Genomic DNA, 21,452 nt, shown 5'->3' on the forward strand with positions numbered 1-21,452 from the left:
ACCCCTGGCCGCGACGGAAAAGCCGATGCAGACACGCCCCGCCAGCCGCCTTTCCGCTGCCCCCCTGCGCGGGCGCCCCGCCCCGGCCGGGCAGGCCAGCCAGCGGCTGGAGGCCGCCGCGGCGGAATACGCCCTGCTGGCCCAGCGCCGCGCCCGCCTGCTGCGCCAGCTTGCTTTGCTGGAGCGCCAGCAGGCCCAGGCCGGCGCCACCCTGCTGGCGCTGGAGGCCCGCATGGCCAGCCTGGCCCGCCACCTGCCACCCCCCGCCCCGGCGACCGATCCGCCCGCCGAGCCGCCGGCCGTGGAGGTGTCTGCCATGGAGGCATCTGGTGTCGCCGCGCTGGGCGCCGCCGCAGCGGGTGTTGAGGCGGCGGAGGCCGGGGCCGCCCCGCCCCCCGCCGAATCCGCCGCCACCCTGCCGCCCGAGGCGCCGCCGCTGCTGGCACCGGCCGCCACGCCGCACACCGTGGCCCTGGCCGTGCCCTTCGCCCCCGCGGCGCCGGGTGCCCACCCCGTTCCGCCCGCTGGCCCTGCCGCCGGCCGGCGTGGCCTCGTCCTGGAATACTGAGGAGGATCGCGATGGACACCGCCGCCCTCGTGGCCCGCGCCAAGCAGCAGCTGGAGGCCCTGCTGGGCCTGCCCACCGACACCGTCTCGCGCTTCGACCGCGCGCCGGAAGGCGGCTGGGCGCTCGGCCTCGACATGCTGGAGCACAGCGCCATCCCGCGCACCCATGACCTGATCGCGCGCTACGAGATCGAGCTGGACGAGGAGGGCACGCTGCGCCGCTGGAAGCGCACCGCCCGCACCCAGCGCGGCCAGCTGCTCGAAGAAAGCTGAGCGCCACACCGACACCGCGAACCCGGGAGACAGAATGTCCCTGCAACACAGCGTCGGCGGCAGCAGCCTGGCCGATATCCTCGAACGGATCCTCGACAAGGGCATTGTCGTGGCCGGCGACATCTCCATCAGCCTGGTGGGGGTGGAGCTGCTGACCGTGCGTGTGCGCCTCGTCGTCGCCTCGGTGGACCGGGCGCTGGAGATGGGCATCCGCTGGTGGGAGGGCGAGCCCGCCTATCAGGGCACGCCGCTCGCCCAGGAGGCCGAGCGCCTGCGCGCCGAGAATGCCGCCCTGGCCGAGCGCCTGCTGCGGCTGGAACAGGCCATCGCCGCGCCCCCCGCCACCTGAACCCGCCCCCTACCCACCCACGGAACCGGACCCCGATGGCCCCGCACCGCATCTTCACCGCCAGCGCCACCCCCGGCCTCTCCCGCCGGATGAGCGAGCGCGCCCGCGCGCCCCAGCCCGGCCTGCCGGGCGCCGCCGCCGCGGTGGAGGGCATGCGCCAGGCGATGCGCGACCTGCTCGACCGCATGGGGGAGGTGGATGCGGCGCTCGCCGCCGGGGCCACCACGCCGCGCCGCCCGCGCTGCGAAATGCTGGCGGGGCCGGAGGGCTGGCGCCTGCGCGTCGAGCTGCCCGGCGTGGCGCCGGAGGAGGTGGCGGTGGCCCAGGCCAGGGGCGCGCTGCTGGTCAGCGCGGCGGGGCGCCACGCCTATGCCGCGCGCATCCCCCTGCCCGCCGAGGCCGAGCCGAAGAGCCTGCGCTGGCACTGCGCGCATGGGCTGCTGGAAGCCCTGCTGGCCCCGCGCGGCACCCGCCCCGAGGAGGACACGCCATGAACGGCCTTTACGTCTACGGACTGGCGGCGGCCGGATCGCTGCCGGAGGGGGAGGCGCTGGGCGCCGGCCTCGCCGGGGCGAGCCTCGGCTGGGTGCAGGGCGGCGGCCTCGCCGCGCTCACCAGCCCCGCCCCGGAGGGCGAGCTGGACGCCACCCGGCGCAACATGCTGGCGCATACCGCCGTGCTGGAGCGCGCCATGCAGGCCGCGCCGCTGCTGCCGGTGCGCTTCGGCACCGTCGCCCCCGCCGCGCCCATCCTGGCCGATTGCCTCGCGCGCAACGCCCCGAGCCTCTCCGCCGCGCTCGACACCATCGCCGGCCGCGTCGAGCTCGGGGTGAAGGCGAGCTGGCGGCCGGACATCGCCTTCGCCCAGCTGCTGGCCGATGATGCCGGGCTGCGCCGCATGCGCGACCGCCTGCGCGGCCGCCCGCCGGAGGAAACCCAGGCCGAGCGCATCGCCCTCGGCCGCCAGGTGGAGGCCGCCCTGCAGGCGCGGCGCGAGGCGGATGCCGCCGCGCTGCTCGCCCAGCTCAGCCCGCTGGCCGAGCGCGAGGTGGAACTCTCCCTGCTGGATGAGCGGATGATCCTGAACCGCGCCTTCCTGGTCCGCCGCGACCGGGAGGAGGCTTTCGACGCCGCCATGGCGGCCCTGGCCGGGCGCGAGGCGGAGCGCATCGAGTTCCGTTATGTCGGGCCGGTGCCGCCCTACAATTTCGTCTCCCTCCAGGCCGGCCTGTTCGGGCGGGGGTGAGCAGCATGATTGGCCGCGCCCTCGCCTTCCCCGTCACCGGCCCGCTTGGCGGGCTGCTGTGGATCGCGCGCCAGGTCGCGCAGCTGGCGGATGAACAGCGGCTGGACCCGAAGCGCATCGAGGCCGCGCTGCTCACGCTGGAGCGCCGGCTGGAGGCCGGAGAGATCGACGACGCCACCTTCGAGGCCGAGGAGGCCGCGCTGCTCGCCGAGCTGCGCGCCATCCGCGCCGCCCGCCAGGGCCAGCAGGGCCAGGGCTGAGGGGAGGGATGGCATGACCGGATATCAGGAGGCATCGGCATGGCGGGATTGGTGAGGCTGCTCGGCATCGCGCCGGCCGAGGCGGCGGAGGCGGTGCGGCTGGCGGTGGGGCGCGTCGCCGGCCCCGCCCTGACCCAGCACCGCGAGGGCGATTGCGTGGCCATCGCCCAGCTGGAGCCCTCCGGCCCGCGCGGCGAGAGCGGCAGGGTGGCCGATGCGGCGCGGCTGCGCGCCCTGCACCAGGTGCAGCGGCGGCTGGAGGCGGCCTGCATGGCCGGGCCTTTCCTGCCGGCCTCGCCGGCGGCGGCGCTCTGCCCGGCGGCGGAGCTTCCGGCGCTGCTCGCCGCCGCCGCCCCGCGCCTGCGCCTGGCGCTGGAGGAGGATGCGGGGACGCATCAATGGCAGCTGGCCCTGCGCTGGCCGGCCGAGGCGCTGCTGGCGCTGCGGCGGGAGATGATCGCGGCCGAGCTGGCGGCGCTCGGCGCCGCGCCGGAGGCCGAGGCCAGCGCCATGGCCGCCGCCCTGGCCGCCGCCCTGGCCGAGGAACTCGCCTACCGCGCCGCCGCCATCGAGGCGGCGCTGAAGCCCGCCCTGCGCAGCCTGCGGCGGGAGCCGGCGGGGCAGGAGGGCGAGCTGCGCTTCCTCCTGCTGGTGCCGCGCGGCGGGGAGGCGGCGATCGAGGATGTGCTGCACGCCCTGCCGCAGGAGCTGAGCCGCGGCGCCGTGGCGGAGCTGCAGGGCCCGATGCCGCCGGTGAATTTCCACGCCTGGGAGGTGGCGGAGGCCGAGGAACAGGCGCTGCGCGCCGCCTGGGCGCTGCTCGGCCTGCCGGAGCGGGTGGATGCCGAGGCGCTGCGCCGCCGCTGGCGCGACCGCGCCACGGATCTCCACCCCGATGCGGGCGGCGTGGGCGATGGCGGCCAGATGGCGCAGATGCAGGGCGCCTACAGGCTGCTCGCCCCGCTCTTCGCCGGGGCGCAGGAATCGGACCTCGCCACCCTGCTGCCGCGCGCGCGCCGGCGGCTGGTGCCGAGCGGCCTCGCCGCCGTCCCGGCGCGCGGGGCGGCCCCAGGGGCAGCCCAAGGGACGACCCAGGAAGGGAGGACGCAGGCATGAACACCGAGGCCTGGTATGCCTATGCCGTGGTGGCCGCCGGGCAGGAGGCGCCGCACCGTCTGGCCATCCTGCCGGAGGCGCCGCTGGCCGCCCTGCCGGCCGGGCCGGTCGCGCTGCTGGCCAGCCCCGTGCCGCGCGCCCTCTTCGAGCATGACAGCCCCGGCAGCCGCACCGCCGACCCGGATTGGGTGGCCGCGCGGGTGCAGGCGCACCACACCGTGGTGGCCGCCGCCGGCCCCTGCCTGCCCTTCGCCTTCGGCGCGCTGTTCAGCGGCCTCGCCCCGCTGCTGGACTGGGCCGCCGCGCGTGAGGAATCCCTGGCCGAGGCGCTGGCGCGGCTCGGCCAGCGCGCCGAATGGAGCCTGATCCTGCGTGAGGACGCGGCGGCCCATGCCGCGCATCTCTGCCGCACCGAGCCGGGGCTCGCCGCCCTGGCCGCGCAATGCGCCGCCGCCGGGCCGGGCACCGGCTTCCTGCTCGGCCGCCGGCTGGAGCAGGCCCTGCCCGCCGCCCGTGCCGCCCGCCTCGCCAATCTGCGGGAGGAGCTGGCCGTGGTCGCCGCCAGCATCGGCCTGCCGGCGCAGCCCGAGCCGCGCCCCGGCCGCCTGACCCTGCTCGCCGGGGAGGCCGAGATCGCCGCGCTGCGCCCGGCCCTTGAGGCCTGGGCGGCGGTGCATGAGGGCAGTGGCGTGGCGCTCGAACTCTCCGGCCCCTGGCCCGCCTATGGTTTCGCCCGCGCCGTGCTGGCCGAGACGCTGGAGAGCCCGGCGCCCTGGTCCGCCACCCGCATGCCGCCGGCGGCCATCTCCGACCTGGCCATCTCCGCCCTGGCCGGCCAGCCGGCGGGAAGCCCGGCGGGCCTCCAGCCCGGCCTCCAGGCGGGAACGCCGGCATGACCGCCAGCAGGAACCCGGCCCGCCCTCAGGCCCGCCCCCCGGCCCATCCCCCGGCCCTCTCCGCCGCCCTCACCCCGGGCCAGGCCCCCAGCCTCCTCCCCCAGGGGGAGGCGCTGGTGGATGTGCTGGACCGGCTGCTGGCCCGGGGCGTGATGCTCGATGGGCAGCTGGTGCTCTCGGTGGCCGGGGTGGACCTCGTGCAGCTCAACCTGCGCGCCCTGCTCGCCTCGGTGGAGGCGGCCCGCCCCCTCGCGGCCCACCCCCTTGCGGAGCGTGTCGCATGAGCGGCGCCCTGCCTCTGCCCTCTTCCCCCGGCCAGACCCTGTTGGATCAGACCCCGCCCGGCCCGCTCCGGCTGGAGCTGGATCCCGGCCGGCTGGAACAGGATCTCGGCCGGCTGGTGCTGACGCTGGTGGAATTCCTCCGCCGGCTGATGGAGGCGCAATCCCTCCGCCGGCTGGAAGCCGGGACCCTGACCGAGGCCGAGGCCGAGCGCCTGGGCCTCACCCTCCAGGCCGCCCGCGCGGCGATCGAGGCGCTGTGCGCGCGCCTCGGCCTCGGCGTGGACGACCTGAATCTCGATCTCGGGCCGCTCGGGCGGCTGCTGTGACCCTAACCCGGCAGGAGGCCGGCATGACAAGCGCGGAAGCGATGACACAGGACGAGCCCCGTCTGGGGGAAATGGTGGCCCTGCTGGGCTGGCCGTGGAAACTGGCCCTGGGCCTGCTGCTGGCCGCGCCACTCCTGGCGCTGCTGCCGCTGACCGGGCTGCTGCCACCGGAGGCGATCTGGACCGGGCCCGCGGCACTGCTCTGCGCCATCGGCGCCGGGGCGCTGGCGCTGGTCGGCAGCGTGCAGACCCTGCAGGACCTGCTGGCCGCCAGCGCGGCCGAGGCCGCGCCGCAGGCGCCCATGGCCATCCCGCATGACCTGGTGGGCGGGCTGCGCCAGCTCCTGGAGGAACAGCGCAGCCAGATGCACGAGGCCACCGCCGCCGTCGGCCGCGCCGTGGCCACCGGGGCGCAGCTCTCCGGCCTCGCCCGCGCGGCGGAGAAGCAGCTGAAGGTCACGCTGGACCGCGCCAACCCGGCCGGCACCAGCGAGGATGTGCAGCCCCTGCTGACCGAGCTGCGCCAGACCGTGGCCTCCGCCGAGGCCGGCCTCGGCGCCGCCATCACCCAGATCGCCGCCATGACGGAGCGCGCCGGGCAGGCCCAGGCCGCGAATGACGGCCTGCCCCGCCGGCTGGAAGCCGTGCTGGAGCGGATGGAGCAGGTGCTCTCCCCCGCCACCCTGGCGCAGATGGAGGGCACCGCCCGCCACCTCGGCGAGAATGCCGCCCAGGTGCAGCAGGCGACGCAGCAGATGACCGCCCTGCACGATGCCCTTCAGGCCATGCCCGCCGCCGCTGCCCATCTGGTGGACGGGGCGGAGCGCATCGCCCGCACCGCGCAGCGCATGGACGCGGCCAGCGCCGCCCTCTCCACCCTGCCCGACACCACCGGGCAGATCGCCGCCGCCGCCGCGCAGATGGAAAACTCGGCCGGGCGCATGGCCGCCTTCGACCGCGCGCTGGACGCCCTGCCCGCCGCCGCCTCCTACCTCGCCACGGGGGTGGAGCAGGTGGGCCTCGCCTATGGCCGCATGGAGGCCGCCGCCCAGGCCCTCGGCCACCTGCCGGACAGCGCCGCCCAGCTCTCCAGCGCCGCGCAGGAGATGAGCGGGCACCTCGCCACCACGCAGCAGCAGGCGGAGAGGCTGGCCCAGATCTCGGCCCGCGGCGACGCTACCCTGGCCGAGGCCAGCCGCCGCCTGGCCGAGATCAACAGCCAGACCGATGCCGCCGCCGCCATCCAGCTGGGCGAGCAGCTGCGCAGCCTCTCGGCCTATGTGGACCGCATGCTGCGCAACGAGGCGACGATGGGCGATGCCGCCCGCTACCTGACCGAGACCACCGACCGCTTCGCCGCCAATACCTCCGAGCTGGAGACCTACGCGGTGCGGCTGCAGGCGCTCATCAGCATCGCCGGCAACCGCGACCCGCAGGCCGAGGCCGCGCCGCTGCGCGACCTCGTGCAGGCGCTGGAAAAGCAGATCGAATCCGCCGCCCGCCTGGGCCACGCGCTGGAAAGCACGCAGCACCAGCTGGGCGAGGCGCTGACCGCCGCCGTCGAGGTGATGGCCAGCCGCCCCGCGCCGCTGCCCTCCACCGCCGGGCAGGTGCTGGCGGAACTGCGCGACACCCCGCTGCCGCCCACGGCGCGCGCCACGCTGGAGCATCTCGGCGGCGTCGAGGCCAATGCCACCCAGCTCCTGGCCGAGGCCGAGGCCCTGGCGCGGCAATCCATGCTGGCCGGGACGGGGCTGCCCTCCTCCCTCGCCAGCCGCACGCCGGAACTGCTGCGCGCGGTGGAGGACAGCATCCGCCGGCTGAACTCGGCGGCCACCGCCCTGGCGCTGGCCGGGGACAATGCGGCGACGGATGTGGCCTGAGGGCGGCTCTCCGCCGGCTCCTGAGAGGGGCCTTGCCCCTCTCAAACCTGCCAGGCAGTGCCTTGCGGCCACCAAAGGCCTGAGGCCTCTGGAAACCCTTGTGTCGGCGGCCACGGATGGCGGGGGAAGGCAATCCTGCCCCCTGCCCCCCCCGCCCCTTGCCCAAGGAATAAAAGGGGCGTTCGAGGGGGCCAAAGCCCTCTCGATCCCGCAGGCGCCGGGCCTGTTCGGGCTGCCCCTGAGAAGGCGTGCGGGAAAGCCGCCGCCCAGCCTGCCCAGGATGAGGTGCCCGCCCCGGCGGAAGCCCGGGCGTTGCTCAGGAGGTATCCCGTGAGTGTTTCTCTGAACCTGGAAAAGACATCCTGGGACGCCCTCCTGGCTGACCTCTCCGGCGCGCTCGAGAATCCCGGCGCGCCCCTCGACCCCGCCCTGCTGGGCGAGAGGATGGTGGCCGCCGTCTTCGCCACCGGCCGCCCTGTCCTGGAGGTGGAAACCCTCACGCGGCTGGCGCGGCTGGTGGAGGCGCTGGATCTGCGTGTGGCGCATGCGGGGTGGCGGCAGGTCGCGGCCTTCCTGGCGCAACGGGCGCCGGCCGCCGTGGCGGCGGGAGACCCCGCGCCCTGGCTGGCGGCCATCGCGGCCCGCGCGCTGGAGGTGGGGCGCGCCGAGGCCCTGTCCTGGGGGCTGTCGCTGGCTGTGGAGGCACCCTTGCCCGTGAGCCGCTGCCAGGACCTGCATCGGCGCCTGTGGCAGGCCGGGCTGCTGGGGGCGGAGGAAAACGCCGCCTTCCTGGAGAGCCTGCAGCCTCCCACGCTCCGGCTGTTGTCAGAGGATATTCCGAAATGGCTCCGCTTCCTGCTGCTGCTTGGCCTGATGGAGCAGCGGCCGATGGCCTATGCCCAGGCCATGGTCGAGGGGGTGGCGCTGCCGGCGCTGCTGGCGGCGGCGGCGGCGGATCAGCGGGCCCTCGCCCTGCAAGTGGAGATCTGGCTCTGCGTCTATTGGGTGAAACGGGAGGAAAGCCACGCGCATTACGCCCGCTGGATCGGCCGCTGGGCGCCGGCCCTGGCGGCGCTGGGCCGGCGCAATGCCCGGGCCGTGGCCATCCCCCGCCCTGGCCCGGAGGGCCGTCCGCGCATCGCGCTGCTGGTCAATACGGCCACCCACCTGGCGCATGTGGCGGTGATGCTGACCATGCTGGAAGCCTGCATGGCCTTGCCCGGCCGCCGCTTCGACTATGAGGTGCATGTCATGCACGGCCGGGATCAGGAACTCTTTGCCCGGCTGCGGGCCATGGGGGTTGTGGCGCTGGCGCATGAGCTGCCGGCCGATGTCGTGATGGCGGATCTGCTGGAGGTGATGGCGCGGCGCCTCTTCCAGAGCGCGCCGGCGGCGCTGGTCTGGCTCTGCGTGCCCTTCGGGCTGGCCTATGCCTTCGGCCGCCGCCTGGCGCCGGTGCAGGTCTGGTGGTCGGTCAAGTTCCATCCCCCCGCCGCGCCGGATGCGGATCTGCGCCTCGGGACTTTCCCGGCACAGCCCCTCCGGCTGGATCGCGAGGGGCATGCCTGGCTCAACCTGCCCGGCTGCATGGAGGTGGAACTGGCCCCGCCGGATCCGGCGGCGCGTGCCGCGCTCCGCGCGCCCTTTGGGGGGGGTCTGCTGCTCGGCACCCTGGCGCGTGAGGAGAAGATGGCCGAGCCTGCTTTCCAGCAGGCGGTGATTGCCATCCTGCGCGCCGTGCCGGGCGCGCATTGGGTGTATACGGGCCAAGCGCCCGCCGCCGGGCTGCTGGAGCGGCTGGCCGAGGCCGGGCTGGAGGGGCGGGCGCATTTCATCGGCTGGGTGGACACGGCGCGCTGGGCGGCGGCGCTGGATCTGCACCTGGAAAGCTTCCCGATGGCGGGTGGCCTGGTGAGCATGCAATGCGCGGCACAGGCTGTGCCCTCGGTCTTCCTGACCTACCCGGTGGATGCGCCGATGAGCGGGCTGCTGGACAACCATCTGCACCGCGCCCGGCGTGATGCCACCCTGCCGGCGGCGGAGCGCGCGCAGCGCGATGCGCTGCTCACCACGCCCTCTGGCCTGGATGCGGCCCCTGCGCTGGATGACGTGGCGGCTTATGTCGCCTGGGCCTGCCGGCTGGCGCGGGAGGATGCGCTGCGCGCCGAGGTGGGGCAGGCGCAGCAGGCCTATGTGGCCCGCTACCTGGCCGACCATGCCACCCCCGCGCGCGCCTTCGAGGCCGCGCTGGAGGAGGCGCTCAGCCGGGCCGCCGGAACAGCCCGAACAGCTTGAAGCCCAGCAGGCGGGCGAACAGATCGGCCGGGCGCAGCGTGGCGAGATCGGCCGGGGCCCAGGGCCCGAGGACGGCGCGCAGTTCCGTTTCCGGATAGGCCATCAGCCGGTCCAGCTCGGAGATGTAGCTTTCGATCCCGAGCGTGACGAAGCCGGCCCGTTCGAGGCAGGCGCGCAGCGAGGCCGGGTCGAAATAGTTCCAGTGGCCGAAGGTGACGACGGTGGAGGCCGCCCCCTGCACCTGCACCAGCGGGCTATCGAGATTGGGCACCTGCACGGCCAGGATGCCGCCCGGCCGGAGCCGTGCGCGAATGGCTTCCAGAAATCCGAGGGGCTGTTCGATATGCTCGAGCAGATCGAACAGGGTGATGAGATCAAACGGCCCTTCCGGGGCGGCCTCGGGAAAATAGCCGTGCTGAACGTCGCTGTGGCGCGTTCTGCTGGCGGCGGCGAACTCGGCGGTTGGCTCGACGCCCGCGACCTGCCAGCCTGCGGCGGCGAAGGCATCGAGCGCGCTGCCATTGGCGCAGCCGATATCCAGCATCCGCCCCTGACGCAGGCCCTGCGCCGCGATGCGCTGGACCACATAGGCCTGTTTGCTGACCTCAAGCGCCGCATAGGCGTGATGCTGCTTCAGCGAGGCGAAGGCGCGCGGGATGCTGTCCCGCCCGGCTTCGGCATAGCGCCTGCGGTCGGTCTCCGCGTCGAGCACTTCGGCGCTGTAGACCATGTGGCACGCCGCGCAGCGCAGCAGGGTCAGGCAGGCGCCGGCGAAGCGGGGCAGGGCCGTGGCGCTGCGCGCGGCGGTGCCGCAGAGCGGGCAGTCCCGCTGATGGAAGCGAGCCTCGGCGCGCAGCTGCGCGGCGCGCTCCTGCTCGGCGGCGGAGAGGTCGTGGTAGAGGGCGCGCACCTGGATGCGGAAGCCGGGGATCAGGGCGGCGTCGAAGCTTTCCGCCGTCAGGAATTGCGCCATCTCAGTGCCAGCGCCCGCTGAGTGCGGCGATGAGGCGCTGGACCACCCGTTCCTGGTCGGCCGGGCTCAGCTCATTGTGCAGCGGCAGGCGCAGCAGGGTGGCGCCGCAATCCTCCGTCACCGGCAGCGGGGCACGGGCGCGGGCCATGCGCCGCCCGGCCGGGGAGAGGTGCAGCGGTTCGTAATGCGAGGTGGCGCCGATCCCCTCCGCCGCAAGCAGGGCCAGCGCCCGGTCCCGCCGCCCGGCATCCGGCAGGCGCAGGTGGTAGATATGGGCGTTGTGCCCGGCCTCGGCGGGGATCTCGGGCAGGCGCAGCTCGAAGCGCGCGGCCAGGGGGGTGAGCAGGGCGTGGTAGCGCTCCCACAGCGCCAGGCGCCGCGCCGTGATCTCGCCGCAGCGCGTGAGCTGCGCGGCCAGCAGCGCCGCCGTGATCTCCGAGGGCAGGAAGGAGGAGCCGATCTCCTGCCATGTGTAGCGCGCCACCTCGCCGCGGGAGAAGCGCACCCGGTCCGTGCCTTTCTCCCACATCATCTCGGCCCGCGCGCGCAGGGCGGGGTCGTTGATGAGCAGCGCGCCGCCCTCGCCCGCGCTGATGTTCTTCGAGGCGTGGAAGCTGAAGGTGCCGAGCACGCCGAAGCCGCCCAGCGCCCGGCCGCGCCAGGTGGCGCCCACGGCCTGCGCGGCATCCTCCACCAGGGCCAGCCCATGCGCGGCGCAGAGCGCGGCCAGTTCCTCCATCGCGCAGCCCACGCCGGCATAGTGGACGCACAGCACGGCGCGGCTGCGCGACGTGATGGCGGCGGCGGCGGCGGCGGGGTCGAGGTTCAGCGTGCGCGGGCAGATATCGGCGAAGACCGGCACCGCGCCGCGCAGCAGCACGGCATTGGCGGTGGAGCAGAAGGTCCAGGAGGGCATGATGACCTCATCCCCCGGCCGCAGATCCAGCAGCAGGGCGGCCATTTCCAGCGCGGCGGTGCAGGATTGCGTCAGCAGCGGCGTGCTGCCCGGCAGGGTGGCGGCGAGCAGGGCGTGGCAGCGCTCGGTCTGCTGTCCGCCGCCGGCATGGCGGTTGCCGGCCAGCACGGCCTGCACCGCCAGCATCTCCGCCTGGCTGATATCGGCGAGATAGAACGGGATCGGCGCCTGTCCCGGCAGGATGGCCGGCATGAAGGGAGTGGGCGAGGCAACCGGCAGCATCGTTGGGCTTCCATCCTGGAATGCGGAGCTCTGGCAGCCAGGGTTAGAGTTCAAAGGATGGATTTTCGCTAAAATCAAACCCGCCCTGCCGGAGAATCAGGAAATTTCGCAAATTTCCCAGCCGGAGCGGCCTGGAAGCCGGGAGCGTTATCTGAACCCTAAGCGGAAGGCCGCATGATGCCCGCACAGGACGCCAGGATGGCGGAGCATGCCAGGAATGAGCACATCACAGGCAGGAGAAGCCGCGCGGCCCGTGGCCTGTCTGGCGGGGACGCCTGAGAGAGGGCCGGAACTGCCAGCGGAACGGCCCGCGCAGGACAGGCCGGAGCGGCCGCCGGAAGGCCGGCCAGCGGGGCGCGTCGTGGTCGTGCAATCCTGCTACCTGCCCTGGCGCGGCTATTTCGCCATGCTGGCCCGTGCCGAGGCCTGCATCCTGCTCGACAGCGTGCAATTCACCCGGCGCGACTGGCGCAACCGCAACCGCATCAAGACGCCGCGCGGCCTCGCCTGGATCACCGTGCCGGTGCGCAGCAAGGGCCTCTACCACGCGCCGATCGACGCCATCGAACTCGATGGCACGGACTGGATCGGCCAGCACATGGCCAGCCTGGAGGCCAATTACGCCCGCGCCCCGCATGCCCGCGCGGAACTGCCCTGGATCGCGGCGCAGTTGCGGGCGGCGGCGGGGCAGGGCGGGCTCAGCGCCATGAACGCGGCGCTGCTGCGCGCCCTGCTGGGGCGGCTCGGCATCGCCACGCCGCTGCTGCGCGATACCGATCTCCTGCCGCGCGCGGCCCTCGATGCCGCCGATCCGACAGGGCGGCTGATCCGCCTCTGCCAGGAACAGGGCGCGCGGCGCTACCTCAGCGGCCCGGCGGCGCGCGCCTATCTGGACGAGGCCCGCTTCGCCGCCGCCGGCATCGCCGTGGAGTGGATGGATTACGGCGGCCTGCCCGAATACCCGCAGCCCTGGGGGCCCTTCGCGCCCCAGCTCTCCATCGTCGACCTGCTGCTGAACACGGGGCCGGCGGCGCCCGGCCTGCTCGCGCCCCTCCGCGCCGCCGCCTGACGCGGCCCGCCCCCCGTACCCAGGAGCCTTCAGAATGAAGCCTCTCGTGATCTTCGGCCATGGCGAGATCGCCGAACTGGCCGACTACTATTTCCGTGAGGAGGAACGGCGCGAGGTGGTGGCCTTCACCGTCGATGCCGCCTTCCTGCCGGGGCCCGAGGTGCTGGGCCGGCCCATGCTGGCCTTCGAGACCCTGGAAGAGCATTTTCCGCCCGAGGCAGTCGATCTCTTCGTGGCCATCGGCTTCAGCAGGCTCAACACGCTGCGCCGGGCCAAGGTGGAGGCGGCCGCCGCGCGCGGCTACCGCCTCGCCAGCTATGTGAGCGCGCGCGCCAGCCGCTTCAAAACCTTCACCCCGGGCGAGAACCAGTTCATCCTCGAGGACAACACGATCCAGCCCTTCGCCACGATCGGCCGCAATGTCACGCTGTGGAGCGGCAACCATATCGGCCACCATGCGCGGATCGGCGAGGATTGTTTCATCGCCTCGCATGTCGTGGTCTCGGGCGGCGTCACCATCGGGCCGCGCTGCTTCGTCGGCGTCAACGTCACCATCCGCGACCATGTGACGATCGGCGCCGATTGCGTGCTGGGCGCCGGCGCCGTGGTGATGAAGAGCCTGCCGGACCGCTCGGTGCTGATCACCCCGCCCACCGAGATCGCGAAAATCACCAGTGACCAGCTGCGGCGGATCTGAGCCATGGCCTGGCACCGCCTTGGCCTGATCTATCAGCCCACCGGTCCTCACCCCCTGCTGGTGAGCCACGCCGCCCTGCCCGTGGGGGTCCCGCTGGGGGGCGATCTGGTGCGCGTCTATTTCAGCGGGCGCGACGCGCGGAACCGCAGCAGCATCGGCACGCTGGTGCTGCGCCTGGGCGATCCGCCGCGCATCGAGGAGGAGGCCGCCGCGCCGGTGCTCGCCCCGGGGGGGCTTGGCACCTTCGACGATGCGGGCCTCGGCCTCGGCTGCATCCTGCCCGGCCCGGACGGGGAGGGGGACCGGCTCTACTACATGGGCTGGAACATCGGCGGCAGCGTGCCCTGGCGCAACGCCATCGGCCTCGCCCTGGGGGATGCGCGGCAGGGCCGCTTCACCCGCTTCTCGGAGGGCCCGCTGATGGACCGCGACAGGGTGGATGTCTTCAGCCTCTCCTATCCCTGGGTGCTGCCCGAGGGCGCGGGCTGGCGCATGTGGTATGGCACGCATCTCGCCTGGGGGGCGGCCACCGCCGATATGAGCCACGCGCTGCGCACCGCCTGGTCGGCCGATGGCCTGCACTGGGAGCGCCAGCGCGAGCCGGTGCTGGCGCCGGAGGGCGAGGAGATCGCCGTCGTGCGGCCCTGCGTCGAGGCGCGGCCGGGGGGCGGCTACCGCATGCTCTTCGCCGCGCGCGGCCATGGGCCTTACCGCATCGCCGAGGCCGTCTCCGGGGATGGCCTGCGCTGGCAGCGCGTCCCGGGGGGCGGCCTGCCGCCCCGCGCGCCCTGGGAAGAGGGCGCCACCACCTATCCATCGGTCTTCCACCAGGGGGGGCGGCGCTGGCTGCTCTACAACGGCGCCGGCCATGGCCGCGCCGGCATCGGCCTGGCGGTGGAGGAACCCTGACCCGTGCAGGAACACGCCATGCCCGCCATGCAGCCCCCCATGCCCTCCGCCATGGAGCCCACTGTCAAAAATCCCTTCAGCTACGGGCTGGACCACCGGCCCCGCCCGGAGATCCCCGACCCCGCCGAGGCGCTGGCCTTCGAGGAACTCGCCCGCAACGGCTTCACCATCCTGCCGCCGGCCCTGCCGGGGGAGACGCTGGCGGCGATGCGCGCGGCGCTGGATGGGCTGGTCGAACAGCAGGCGGCCCGCTTTGGCGATGCCGCCGCCCTGGCCCGCATGGGCGATGCGATGACGGCGCGCGCCCTGCTGTGCGAGGCCCCCATCTTCCTGGAGATCCTGCGCCTGCCGCACCTGCAGCGCATGGTGGAGGGCGTGCTCGGCCCCGCCGCCATCGTGCTGCAGCAGAACGGCATCGTCATGCCGCCGGCCCGGCAGGGGCACCGGCAGCATTCCTGGCACCGCGACCTGCCCTATCAGGAATGGGTGTGCAGCCGCCCGCTGGCGCTCGGCTCGCTGCTGGTGCTGGATGATTTCTCGGCCGAGAGCGGCGGCACCCTGTTCCTGCCCGGCTCGCAGCATGTGGCGGAGCCGCCCAGCCGCGCCTTCATCGAGCGCTGGCAGTATCAGGCCGTGGCCCCGGCGGGCAGCATCGTCGTCTTTGACGCAATGGTGCTGCACCGGGGGGGCGTCAATCTGGGCGCGGTGCCGCGGCGCGCGGTCAACACGCTGTTCGGCGTGCCCATCCTGGCGCAGCAGATCCAGCTGCACACGGAGGAGGCGCTGGAGCCCCGGCTGCGCCGTTTCCTCGGCGCCGACTATGCCAGGGCCCCCGGGGTCGATGCGTGGCGGCAGGCCCAGCTGGCCCGCCTCCAGGCGCGGGAATGACCATGGCCCAGACTCTTCCTCTCCCTCTCCCCCTGGCCGAGGCGGGCCCGCTCCCGTCTCCGCTGGCCTCGCCGCTGGAGGCCACCCGGCTCTACTACCAGGACCGCTTCGCCCGCGCCGGCGACACGCCCCAGGGCGTGGACTGGCGCGACGAGACGGCGCAGGACCTGCGGCTGTCGCGCCTGGTCGGCCATCTCGACCTGCGCGGGGCCAGCCTGCTCGATGTCGGCTGTGGCACCGGCGCCCTGCTGCGGCTGCTGGCGCGGGAGCGCGCGGGCTGCGCCGCCTATGCGGGGATCGACCTCGTCCCGGCCATGGTGGCGGCGGCGCGCGCCCGCCACCCGGAGCAGCCGGACGCAACCTTCCGCTGCCTCGCGCTGGAGGCGCTGCCACCCGGCGAGACGCATGATTTCGTCGTCGCCAGCGGCATCTTCAACGTCCAGGCCGGCATCGGCGCGGCCGAATGGGCGGCGCATGTCGAGGCCACGCTGGACGCGATGTGGCGGCGGGCGCGCCGGGGCATCGCCTTCAACATGCTCAGCGGCCATGCCGACCAGCCGCGCCCCGGCCTGCACCATGCCGCGCCGGGCGCGCTGGTGGACCGGCTGGCGGCGCGCCTGTCGCACCGCTTCGTGCTCGACCAGGGCTACGGGCTGTTCGACTTCACCCTCAGCCTGTTCCGCTAGCCCTTCGCCAAGGCCCCGGCGCGCCGCGCCGCCGCATCATCGCAGGACATCCCTCCATGAATGCCATGACCCAACCCGGCGGAGACCGCCCCCAGGACAGCACGGCCGAGGGCGTGCCCACCGCCCTGCTGCGCCGCGTGCGCTATGAGATCGAGAGCCTGGGCTTCTCGATCGTCGAGGATGCGGTGCCGGAGCCGCTGCTCACCCGGCTGCGCGCGGAATTGCTGGAGGCCCTGCGGCAGGACCAGGAATGGTTCGGCCACCTGCCCGGCAAGGACCCGGCACGGGTGGACAACCTCGTCCTGCATGGCGGCGCCTTCCTGGAGCTGCTGGAGACGCCGGTGATCCGGGCGGTGTTCCGCCAGGTCTTCGACCCGCATTGCATCGTCTACAATTACGGCTCGACGGTGCTGGATCCGGGGGCGCGGCCGGGGGCCTCGCGCATCCATGTCGATGCCGGGCGGGTCATCCCCGGCTATGCCAGCGCGCTGCTCATGACGCTGGCGCTGGACCCCTTCACCGAGGAGAACGGCGCCACGCAATACCTGCCCGGCTCGCAGGAGCAGCTGGAACCGCCGGAGGAGGCGCTCTTCGCGCGCCATGCCGTCTCGGTGGCGCGGCCGCGCGGCGCGGCGCTGTTCTTCAACCCGCGCGCCTGGCACCGCGCCGGCTTCAACACCACCGCTGAACGGCGCTGCGGGCTGACGCTCTATGCCGTGCGGCCCTTCATGAAGCCGCGCTTCGATTTCCCGCGCTTCTTCACGGAAGAGGCGGCGGCGGCGCTCAGCCCCTCGCTGCGCAGCTGGCTCGGCTTCAACGCGCGGGTGCCGGCGCGGATGGATGAGTTCTACCGGCCGCAGGAGCAGCGCCTCTATCTCGGGGGGCAGAGTTGAGCGGGGCCTTGCCTGCCCCCACGCCGCAGCGCCGGGGCCGCGCGGCCGCCGCCTGCCCGGTTTGCGGCGCGCGCGGCCTGCTGCCTCTGCCAGCCCCCGGCCTGCGCGGCATGGTCAGCGATGGGCGCATGATCGGCCTGCCCACAGCCCGCTGGCACTGCCGCCGCTGTGGCTGCGCCGGCCTCTCGCCGCGCGTGGCGAGGCGGCTGCCGCGCCGTTTGTTCGGGGCGGGCTATGAACTCAACCGTCAGGCGCCGACCCCGTATGAGGTCGCGCGCCAGGAAGGTCTTGCGCGGCGGATCGCTGCCCTCTGGCCTGATGCGGCGGCCCCGGCCTCGGTGCTCGATATCGGCTGTGGCAATGGTACCTTGCTGCGGGCGCTGGGCGCGCTGTGGCCGGCGGCCCGCCTGGCCGGGGTGGAACCCGCGCCGCAGGCGGCCGCGGCCGCCCGGCGAGGGGGCCTCGCGGTGCAGGCCACGGCCCGCCCCGGCCAGCGCGCGGCGCTGGTGGTGTCGGTGAATGTCATCGAGCACACGGCCGATCCGCTGGGCTTCCTCCGCCTGCTGCGCCGCTGCGTGGCGCCGGGCGGCCATGCCCTGCTGCTCTGCCCCGATGGCAGCCTGCCCTGGGTTGAGCTTCTGGTCCTTGACCACCGTTTCTCCTTCCTGCCGCGGGCCTTGGGCTGGCTGGCGGGCCGTGCCGGGTGGCGGGTCTGCCGGGCCGAGCCACAGCCCGGCGGGACCCAAGCCCTGCTGCTGCGCGCCGGACCCGTGCGCCGTGCCGCCCTGCCGCCCGGCGCGCATGGGGCCACCGCGCGGCGGCGCTACATGGCCCGCTGGGCCCGCCTGGGCCATGCGCTGCTGGCGCGGGCGCCGGAGGGGCGCCTGCTCGGCTTCGGCCTCGGCGAGACGGCGCAATTGCTGCGGGCCTATGCCGGGCCGCTGTGGCGGCGCCTCGATGGGCTGACCGCCGATCCCGCGGCCTGTTCCGGCCAGGGGGGGATCATCCTCGGCAAGCCCTTGGTGGCTGTGGAGGAGGCGGGGGCGCTGCTCATGCTGGTCGCCCCGGCCGCGCAGGCGGGCCTTGCCCCCCGGCTGCTGGCGCGCTCCGCGGCGCCGGTGCTGCGCTGGGATGATCTGGTGGCCCGTTAACAACCTGCCGGTCGGGGCCGCCGGGCCAGGGCCTGGGGCGCAGGGGGGAGGGGGCGTGCCAGGCTATCCCTCCCTTTCCGCCCCTGTGGCTTTTCGCCCCTGTGGCGCCGGATACCGCGCCGCCCTAAGCTGGCGGGCATGTTCACCCCGGACCAGGGCCATTTCACCCGCAGCGCCGTGCCGGAGGGCGTGGCCTTCACCATCCGCCCCGCCCGCCCCTCGCGGGGGTTCCAGGCGGCGGCGCTGCTGCTGGTGGGGTTGTTCGGCCTGCCGGTGCTGGCGGTCCTCATCGACCCGCGCCGGCATGACGTGGTGTCGCTGGGGGCGGCCCTGGCGGGGCTGGCGGTGACGGTGCTGGCCCTGCTGGCCCTGCGCCGCTCGCGCCAGGGGCGCGCGCCGCGCCGCCTGCTGGCCGATGCCGCCGGGCTGGCCCTGCCTGAGGGCGAGCGCCTGCCCTGGAGCGCCGTGCGGGCGCTGCGCCTGGAGCAGCCGGAGCCCGGCCGCCATGCCGCCACGGCGCCGGGGATGCACGCGCTGGCCGCGCGCATCGCGGCGCGGCAGCACGCGGCGGAAACCCGCCTCTGGGCCGATCTGGCGCCGCCGGACCCGCCCCGCCTGCTGGCGGCGGGGCTGGGGCCGGAGGTGGCCGAGGCCCTGCGCGCGGCGCTGCTGGCCGAGCGCCCTCAATAGGGCATGACGCGTTCCATCAGCTGCTGGCCCCAGCGCGGGCGCTGCAGGTCGCTCGACACGCCGCGGCCGCCATAGGCAATCCGCGCCTCGGCGATCTTCTCGGCCGCGATGCGGTTATTGGGCCGCACATCCTCGGGCCGGATCAGGCCGCGCAGCTGCAATTCGCGCAGCTCGTTGTTGACGCGGATTTCCTGCGAGCCGGCGATCTCCAGATTGCCGCTCGGCAGCACGCGCACCACCGTGGCGGCGACCTGGAGGCGGATCTTCTCCGTGCGGCGGATCTTGCCGGTGCCATTGGCGGTGGACTCGCCGCCCATCTCGAAGGCGGGGTCGTTGTTGCCGCCGAACATCTGCCCGACCAGGCCGAAGAGCGAGGGCACCTTGAAGGTCTGCGAGGCCTCGCGCTCCAGCTCGGTCTTGTTGTCGAGCTGGGCGCTGTCGTCGAGGTCGATCTCGACGGTCAGCAGGTCGCCCACGGTGCGGGCGCGCTGGTCGCGGAAGAAGGTGCGCGCGCCCGGGCGCCAGAGCGAGCCCATCATCGTCGGCCCGCTATTGCCCATGCGCGGGCGCGAGGCGGCATCGAGCGGCGTATCCGCCTCCGGCGTGGGCGGGATGCCCTCGATGGAGCCGGGTTGCGAGATCGGCGGCGGCTTCTGGAAATGCCCCCAGCTGTCGCAGGCACCGAGGCCGAGCGGCAGCAGGCCCAGCAGCAGGGTGCGGCGGGCGATGCGCAGGGCGGAACGGCCGGCGGTCATGTTCGTCTTCCTCTCATGGCGCGCCGCGCACCTCGGCCGTGCCATCGGCCACGACCATGGCGCGGATGGTGCGCCCGCTCTGCGGGTTGTGCACCCGGATCTCCTCGCCGACCGCGCCGGATTCCATGGCGCGGCCCTCCAGTTCCAGCGTCATGCCCTCGCGCTTCCAGAAGACGCGGATCATCTGGGTGGAGCGCACGGCCGCGCGCTCACCAATGTCACGCTCGCTCAGCGCGACCAGGCCGCGCACGCGGCGCTTGACCTCCATGCCCACGATGTCGCGCTCCGCGCTGACCATGCCGGGCTGCTCGCGGCGCGGCGTCTGCGGCTCGATATCCTCGGGCCGCAGGATGTCGCCGGGCGAGAGGGAGCGGGTGGCGTGCCAGACCTCGCGCGCCGCCGCCGGCCCGGCCAGCAGCAGCGCCGTGGCGAGCAGGGTGCGCAGCCTGAGCATCCGCCCTGCCCTCAGCGCACGTTGTTGGCGGTCTGCAGCATCTGGTCCGTCGCCTCGATCACCTTCGAATTCATTTCGTAGGCGCGCTGCGCGGCGATCAGCGAGGTGATCTCCTGCACGACATTGACGTTGGAGGCCTCAAGATAGCCCTGCCGCACCTTGGCGTAGCCAGCATCGGAGGGCAGGCCCTGGTTGGGCTGGCCGGAGCCTTCCGTCTCCAGGAACTTGTTGCCGCCGATGGCCTCCAGCCCCGCCTCGTTGGGGAAGAGATAGAGCTGCAGGCGGCCGACATTCTGCTGCTGGCCATTGGCCTGGGTCACCAGCACCTCACCCGCCTGGTTGACGGTGACTTCCTTGGCGTCGATCGGGATGGTGATGGCCGGCTGCACCGGATAGCCCTCGGTGGTGACGAGCTGGCCTTCCTGCGAGAGTTTGAAGCTGCCATCGCGGGTATAGGCGGTGGTGCCGTCCGGCAGGTCGATGCCGAAATAGCCACGCCCCTCAAGGGCGAGGTCGTAGCGGTTGCCCGTCTCCCCCAGCGTGCCCTGGAGCGTGATGCGGTTGATGGCCGAGCCGCGCACGCCAAGGCCCACCTGCGTGCCCACCGGCAGCAGCGTGCCCGTCTCGGAGGAGGATGAGCCGACGCGCTCGGCGGACTGGTAGATCAGGTCCTGGAACTCCGCCTTGCGCCGGGTGAAGGCGGTGGTGGAGACGTTGGCGATGTTGTGGGCGATGACCTCGACATTGGTCTGCTGGGCCTGCATGCCCGTCGCGGCGATGTTCATGGCGCGCATGGGTCGTGTCCTTCAGAAGCCGTGCTGGCTCATCATGGGTTTCAGTTCGGACGCCCCAGCGTCTCGATCAGGCGGCGGATGCGGCTGTCATCGTCGGCGATGATGCGCTGTATGCCCTCATAGGAGCGTTGCAGCAGGGTGAGGTTGGCCAGCTCCGTCACCGGCTGAACGGTCGAGGCCTCGAGCGAGCCCTGCACCAGGCGCACGCGGTTGTCGGGGGAGTCGAGGTCCACCGGCTGCGCGGTGTTGGCCGGAAAATCGAAGAGCCCGTCACCGGCCTTGCGCAGCCCGCGCATGTCGCCGCCGGAATAGACGGCGACGCGCCCGGCCTGCTCCACCCGCCCCTCATTGGTGACGAGGATATTGCCGTTGGCGCGGATCTCGACGGCGGTGACGCGGTCGGGGAAGCGGATGGGTGCGCCGCCCTCGCCGAGCACGGCGCGGCCCTGGCCGTCCACCAGCGTGCCCTCGGGGCTGACCTTGAAGCGCCCGTCGCGCGTATAGCCCGGCTGGCCACCCGGGCGCTGCACGGCGAAGAAGGCCTCGCCATCGATGGCGAGGTCGAGCGGGTTGCCGGTGGAGGAGATCGCGCCCTGGCGGTTCTCGATATAGGTGGCGCGGTCCTGCACGAAGGCGATCTCGCGCCCTGGCACGTTCAGCTTGTTGACGTAGGTCTGGAACAGGGTGCGGTCGCCGCGGTAGCCGTTGGTGTTGGCGTTGGCGAGGTTGTTGGCCACCACATCCAGCTGTTGCCGCAGCGCGAGCTGGCCGGAGAGGCCGACGATGCTGGGGCTGTCCAT

General features: G+C 73.8%; 25 protein-coding genes and 1 pseudogene. 20 read left to right on the forward strand and 6 right to left on the reverse strand.

The genetic code is table 11. From position 1 onward, the window contains the following. From NON00_RS17275 to NON00_RS17330, 12 genes and pseudogenes are all read left to right on the forward strand, one after another. A pseudogene (locus NON00_RS17275) lies at positions 1–568 on the forward strand (hypothetical protein); the annotation flags it as partial. A gap of 11 nt (positions 569–579) precedes the next feature. After that, positions 580–840 (forward strand): gas vesicle protein GvpO, encoded by a 261-nt coding sequence (gene gvpO / locus NON00_RS17280; protein WP_256023536.1) that lies wholly within the window; start codon positions 580–582, stop codon positions 838–840. A 34-nt stretch (positions 841–874) separates the two neighbouring features. Continuing rightward, positions 875–1,189, forward strand: coding sequence for a gas vesicle protein (locus NON00_RS17285; protein WP_256023538.1), 315 nt, complete (start codon positions 875–877; stop codon positions 1,187–1,189). A 35-nt stretch (positions 1,190–1,224) separates the two neighbouring features. After that, positions 1,225–1,683: an Hsp20/alpha crystallin family protein gene (locus NON00_RS17290; protein WP_256023541.1), complete on the forward strand. Its 459-nt coding sequence runs from the start codon at positions 1,225–1,227 to the stop codon at positions 1,681–1,683. Beyond that, entirely contained in the window at positions 1,680–2,435 is a 756-nt protein-coding gene (locus tag NON00_RS17295) for a GvpL/GvpF family gas vesicle protein (protein ID WP_256023543.1), read from the forward strand. Before NON00_RS17290 ends, NON00_RS17295 begins: the two co-directional genes overlap by 4 nt. A 5-nt stretch (positions 2,436–2,440) precedes the next feature. After that, entirely contained in the window at positions 2,441–2,695 is a 255-nt protein-coding gene (locus tag NON00_RS17300; RefSeq protein WP_256023545.1) for a gas vesicle protein GvpG, read from the forward strand. A 39-nt stretch (positions 2,696–2,734) separates the two neighbouring features. After that, complete coding sequence (locus NON00_RS17305; protein WP_256023548.1) at positions 2,735–3,811, forward strand: J domain-containing protein; 1,077 nt, start codon at positions 2,735–2,737, stop codon at positions 3,809–3,811. Then, on the forward strand, positions 3,808–4,707 hold the full coding sequence (locus NON00_RS17310; RefSeq protein ID WP_305123417.1) for a GvpL/GvpF family gas vesicle protein: 900 nt from the start codon (positions 3,808–3,810) through the stop codon (positions 4,705–4,707). Before NON00_RS17305 ends, NON00_RS17310 begins: the two co-directional genes overlap by 4 nt. Then, the gene (locus NON00_RS24795) at positions 4,704–4,991 is read left to right on the forward strand and encodes a gas vesicle protein (protein WP_305123418.1); all 288 of its coding nucleotides are present in this window, start codon (positions 4,704–4,706) and stop codon (positions 4,989–4,991) included. Before NON00_RS17310 ends, NON00_RS24795 begins: the two co-directional genes overlap by 4 nt. Then, positions 4,988–5,317, forward strand: coding sequence for a gas vesicle protein K (locus tag NON00_RS17320; RefSeq protein WP_256023550.1), 330 nt, complete (start codon positions 4,988–4,990; stop codon positions 5,315–5,317). The genes NON00_RS24795 and NON00_RS17320 overlap by 4 nt, the downstream gene beginning before the upstream one ends. Before the next feature lie 23 nt (positions 5,318–5,340). Continuing rightward, the gene (locus NON00_RS17325; RefSeq protein ID WP_256023552.1) at positions 5,341–7,200 is read left to right on the forward strand and encodes a hypothetical protein; all 1,860 of its coding nucleotides are present in this window, start codon (positions 5,341–5,343) and stop codon (positions 7,198–7,200) included. A gap of 330 nt (positions 7,201–7,530) precedes the next feature. Beyond that, positions 7,531–9,495 carry a hypothetical protein gene (locus tag NON00_RS17330; protein WP_256023555.1) on the forward strand — a complete coding sequence of 655 codons (1,965 nt, stop codon included), beginning with the start codon at positions 7,531–7,533 and terminating at the stop codon, positions 9,493–9,495. On the opposite strand, the gene NON00_RS17335 is transcribed toward NON00_RS17330, so the two are convergent. Both NON00_RS17335 and rffA read right to left on the reverse strand, forming a co-directional pair. Next, entirely contained in the window at positions 9,461–10,468 is a 1,008-nt protein-coding gene (locus NON00_RS17335) for a bifunctional 2-polyprenyl-6-hydroxyphenol methylase/3-demethylubiquinol 3-O-methyltransferase UbiG (RefSeq protein WP_256023557.1), read from the reverse strand. The two genes, NON00_RS17330 and NON00_RS17335, sit on opposite strands and share 35 nt — an antisense overlap. A gap of 1 nt (position 10,469) precedes the next feature. Beyond that, the gene (gene rffA, locus NON00_RS17340; protein WP_256023560.1) at positions 10,470–11,666 is read right to left on the reverse strand and encodes a dTDP-4-amino-4,6-dideoxygalactose transaminase; all 1,197 of its coding nucleotides are present in this window, start codon (positions 11,664–11,666) and stop codon (positions 10,470–10,472) included. A 217-nt stretch (positions 11,667–11,883) separates the two neighbouring features. Between rffA and NON00_RS17345 the strand changes: the two genes are divergently transcribed. The 8 genes from NON00_RS17345 to NON00_RS17380 all read left to right on the forward strand — a co-directional run bounded on the left by NON00_RS17345 (position 11,884) and on the right by NON00_RS17380 (position 18,649). After that, on the forward strand, positions 11,884–12,735 hold the full coding sequence (locus tag NON00_RS17345) for a WbqC family protein (RefSeq protein ID WP_256023563.1): 852 nt from the start codon (positions 11,884–11,886) through the stop codon (positions 12,733–12,735). Positions 12,736–12,769: 34 nt separating this feature from the next. Then, complete coding sequence (locus NON00_RS17350) at positions 12,770–13,432, forward strand: acetyltransferase (RefSeq protein ID WP_256023565.1); 663 nt, start codon at positions 12,770–12,772, stop codon at positions 13,430–13,432. 3 nt (positions 13,433–13,435) lie between these two features. Then, positions 13,436–14,341, forward strand: coding sequence for a hypothetical protein (locus tag NON00_RS17355; RefSeq protein ID WP_256023567.1), 906 nt, complete (start codon positions 13,436–13,438; stop codon positions 14,339–14,341). Positions 14,342–14,359: 18 nt separating this feature from the next. Next, the gene (locus tag NON00_RS17360) at positions 14,360–15,229 is read left to right on the forward strand and encodes a phytanoyl-CoA dioxygenase family protein (protein ID WP_256023570.1); all 870 of its coding nucleotides are present in this window, start codon (positions 14,360–14,362) and stop codon (positions 15,227–15,229) included. A gap of 2 nt (positions 15,230–15,231) precedes the next feature. Beyond that, positions 15,232–15,915, forward strand: coding sequence for a bifunctional 2-polyprenyl-6-hydroxyphenol methylase/3-demethylubiquinol 3-O-methyltransferase UbiG (locus NON00_RS17365; RefSeq protein ID WP_256023572.1), 684 nt, complete (start codon positions 15,232–15,234; stop codon positions 15,913–15,915). 56 nt (positions 15,916–15,971) lie between these two features. Then, positions 15,972–16,808: a phytanoyl-CoA dioxygenase family protein gene (locus NON00_RS17370; protein WP_256023574.1), complete on the forward strand. Its 837-nt coding sequence runs from the start codon at positions 15,972–15,974 to the stop codon at positions 16,806–16,808. Between the two features lie 8 nt (positions 16,809–16,816). Then, complete coding sequence (locus tag NON00_RS17375; protein WP_256023577.1) at positions 16,817–17,959, forward strand: class I SAM-dependent methyltransferase; 1,143 nt, start codon at positions 16,817–16,819, stop codon at positions 17,957–17,959. A 138-nt stretch (positions 17,960–18,097) separates the two neighbouring features. After that, positions 18,098–18,649, forward strand: coding sequence for a hypothetical protein (locus tag NON00_RS17380; RefSeq protein WP_256023579.1), 552 nt, complete (start codon positions 18,098–18,100; stop codon positions 18,647–18,649). On the opposite strand, the gene NON00_RS17385 is transcribed toward NON00_RS17380, so the two are convergent. From NON00_RS17385 to flgF, 4 genes are read right to left on the reverse strand one after another with little or no spacing between them, the layout of a single operon-like run. After that, positions 18,643–19,404 carry a flagellar basal body L-ring protein FlgH gene (locus tag NON00_RS17385; RefSeq protein WP_256023582.1) on the reverse strand — a complete coding sequence of 254 codons (762 nt, stop codon included), beginning with the start codon at positions 19,402–19,404 and terminating at the stop codon, positions 18,643–18,645. The two genes, NON00_RS17380 and NON00_RS17385, sit on opposite strands and share 7 nt — an antisense overlap. 13 nt (positions 19,405–19,417) lie before the next feature. Then, positions 19,418–19,858 carry a flagellar basal body P-ring formation chaperone FlgA gene (gene flgA, locus NON00_RS17390; protein WP_256023584.1) on the reverse strand — a complete coding sequence of 147 codons (441 nt, stop codon included), beginning with the start codon at positions 19,856–19,858 and terminating at the stop codon, positions 19,418–19,420. Between the two features lie 11 nt (positions 19,859–19,869). After that, the gene (flgG, locus tag NON00_RS17395; RefSeq protein ID WP_256023587.1) at positions 19,870–20,652 is read right to left on the reverse strand and encodes a flagellar basal-body rod protein FlgG; all 783 of its coding nucleotides are present in this window, start codon (positions 20,650–20,652) and stop codon (positions 19,870–19,872) included. 41 nt (positions 20,653–20,693) lie between these two features. After that, positions 20,694–21,452, reverse strand: coding sequence for a flagellar basal-body rod protein FlgF (gene flgF / locus NON00_RS17400; protein WP_256023589.1), 759 nt, complete (start codon positions 21,450–21,452; stop codon positions 20,694–20,696).

The sequence above is a fragment of the Roseomonas sp. GC11 genome (genome assembly GCF_024437745.1).
GTDB lineage: Bacteria > Pseudomonadota > Alphaproteobacteria > Acetobacterales > Acetobacteraceae > Pseudoroseomonas.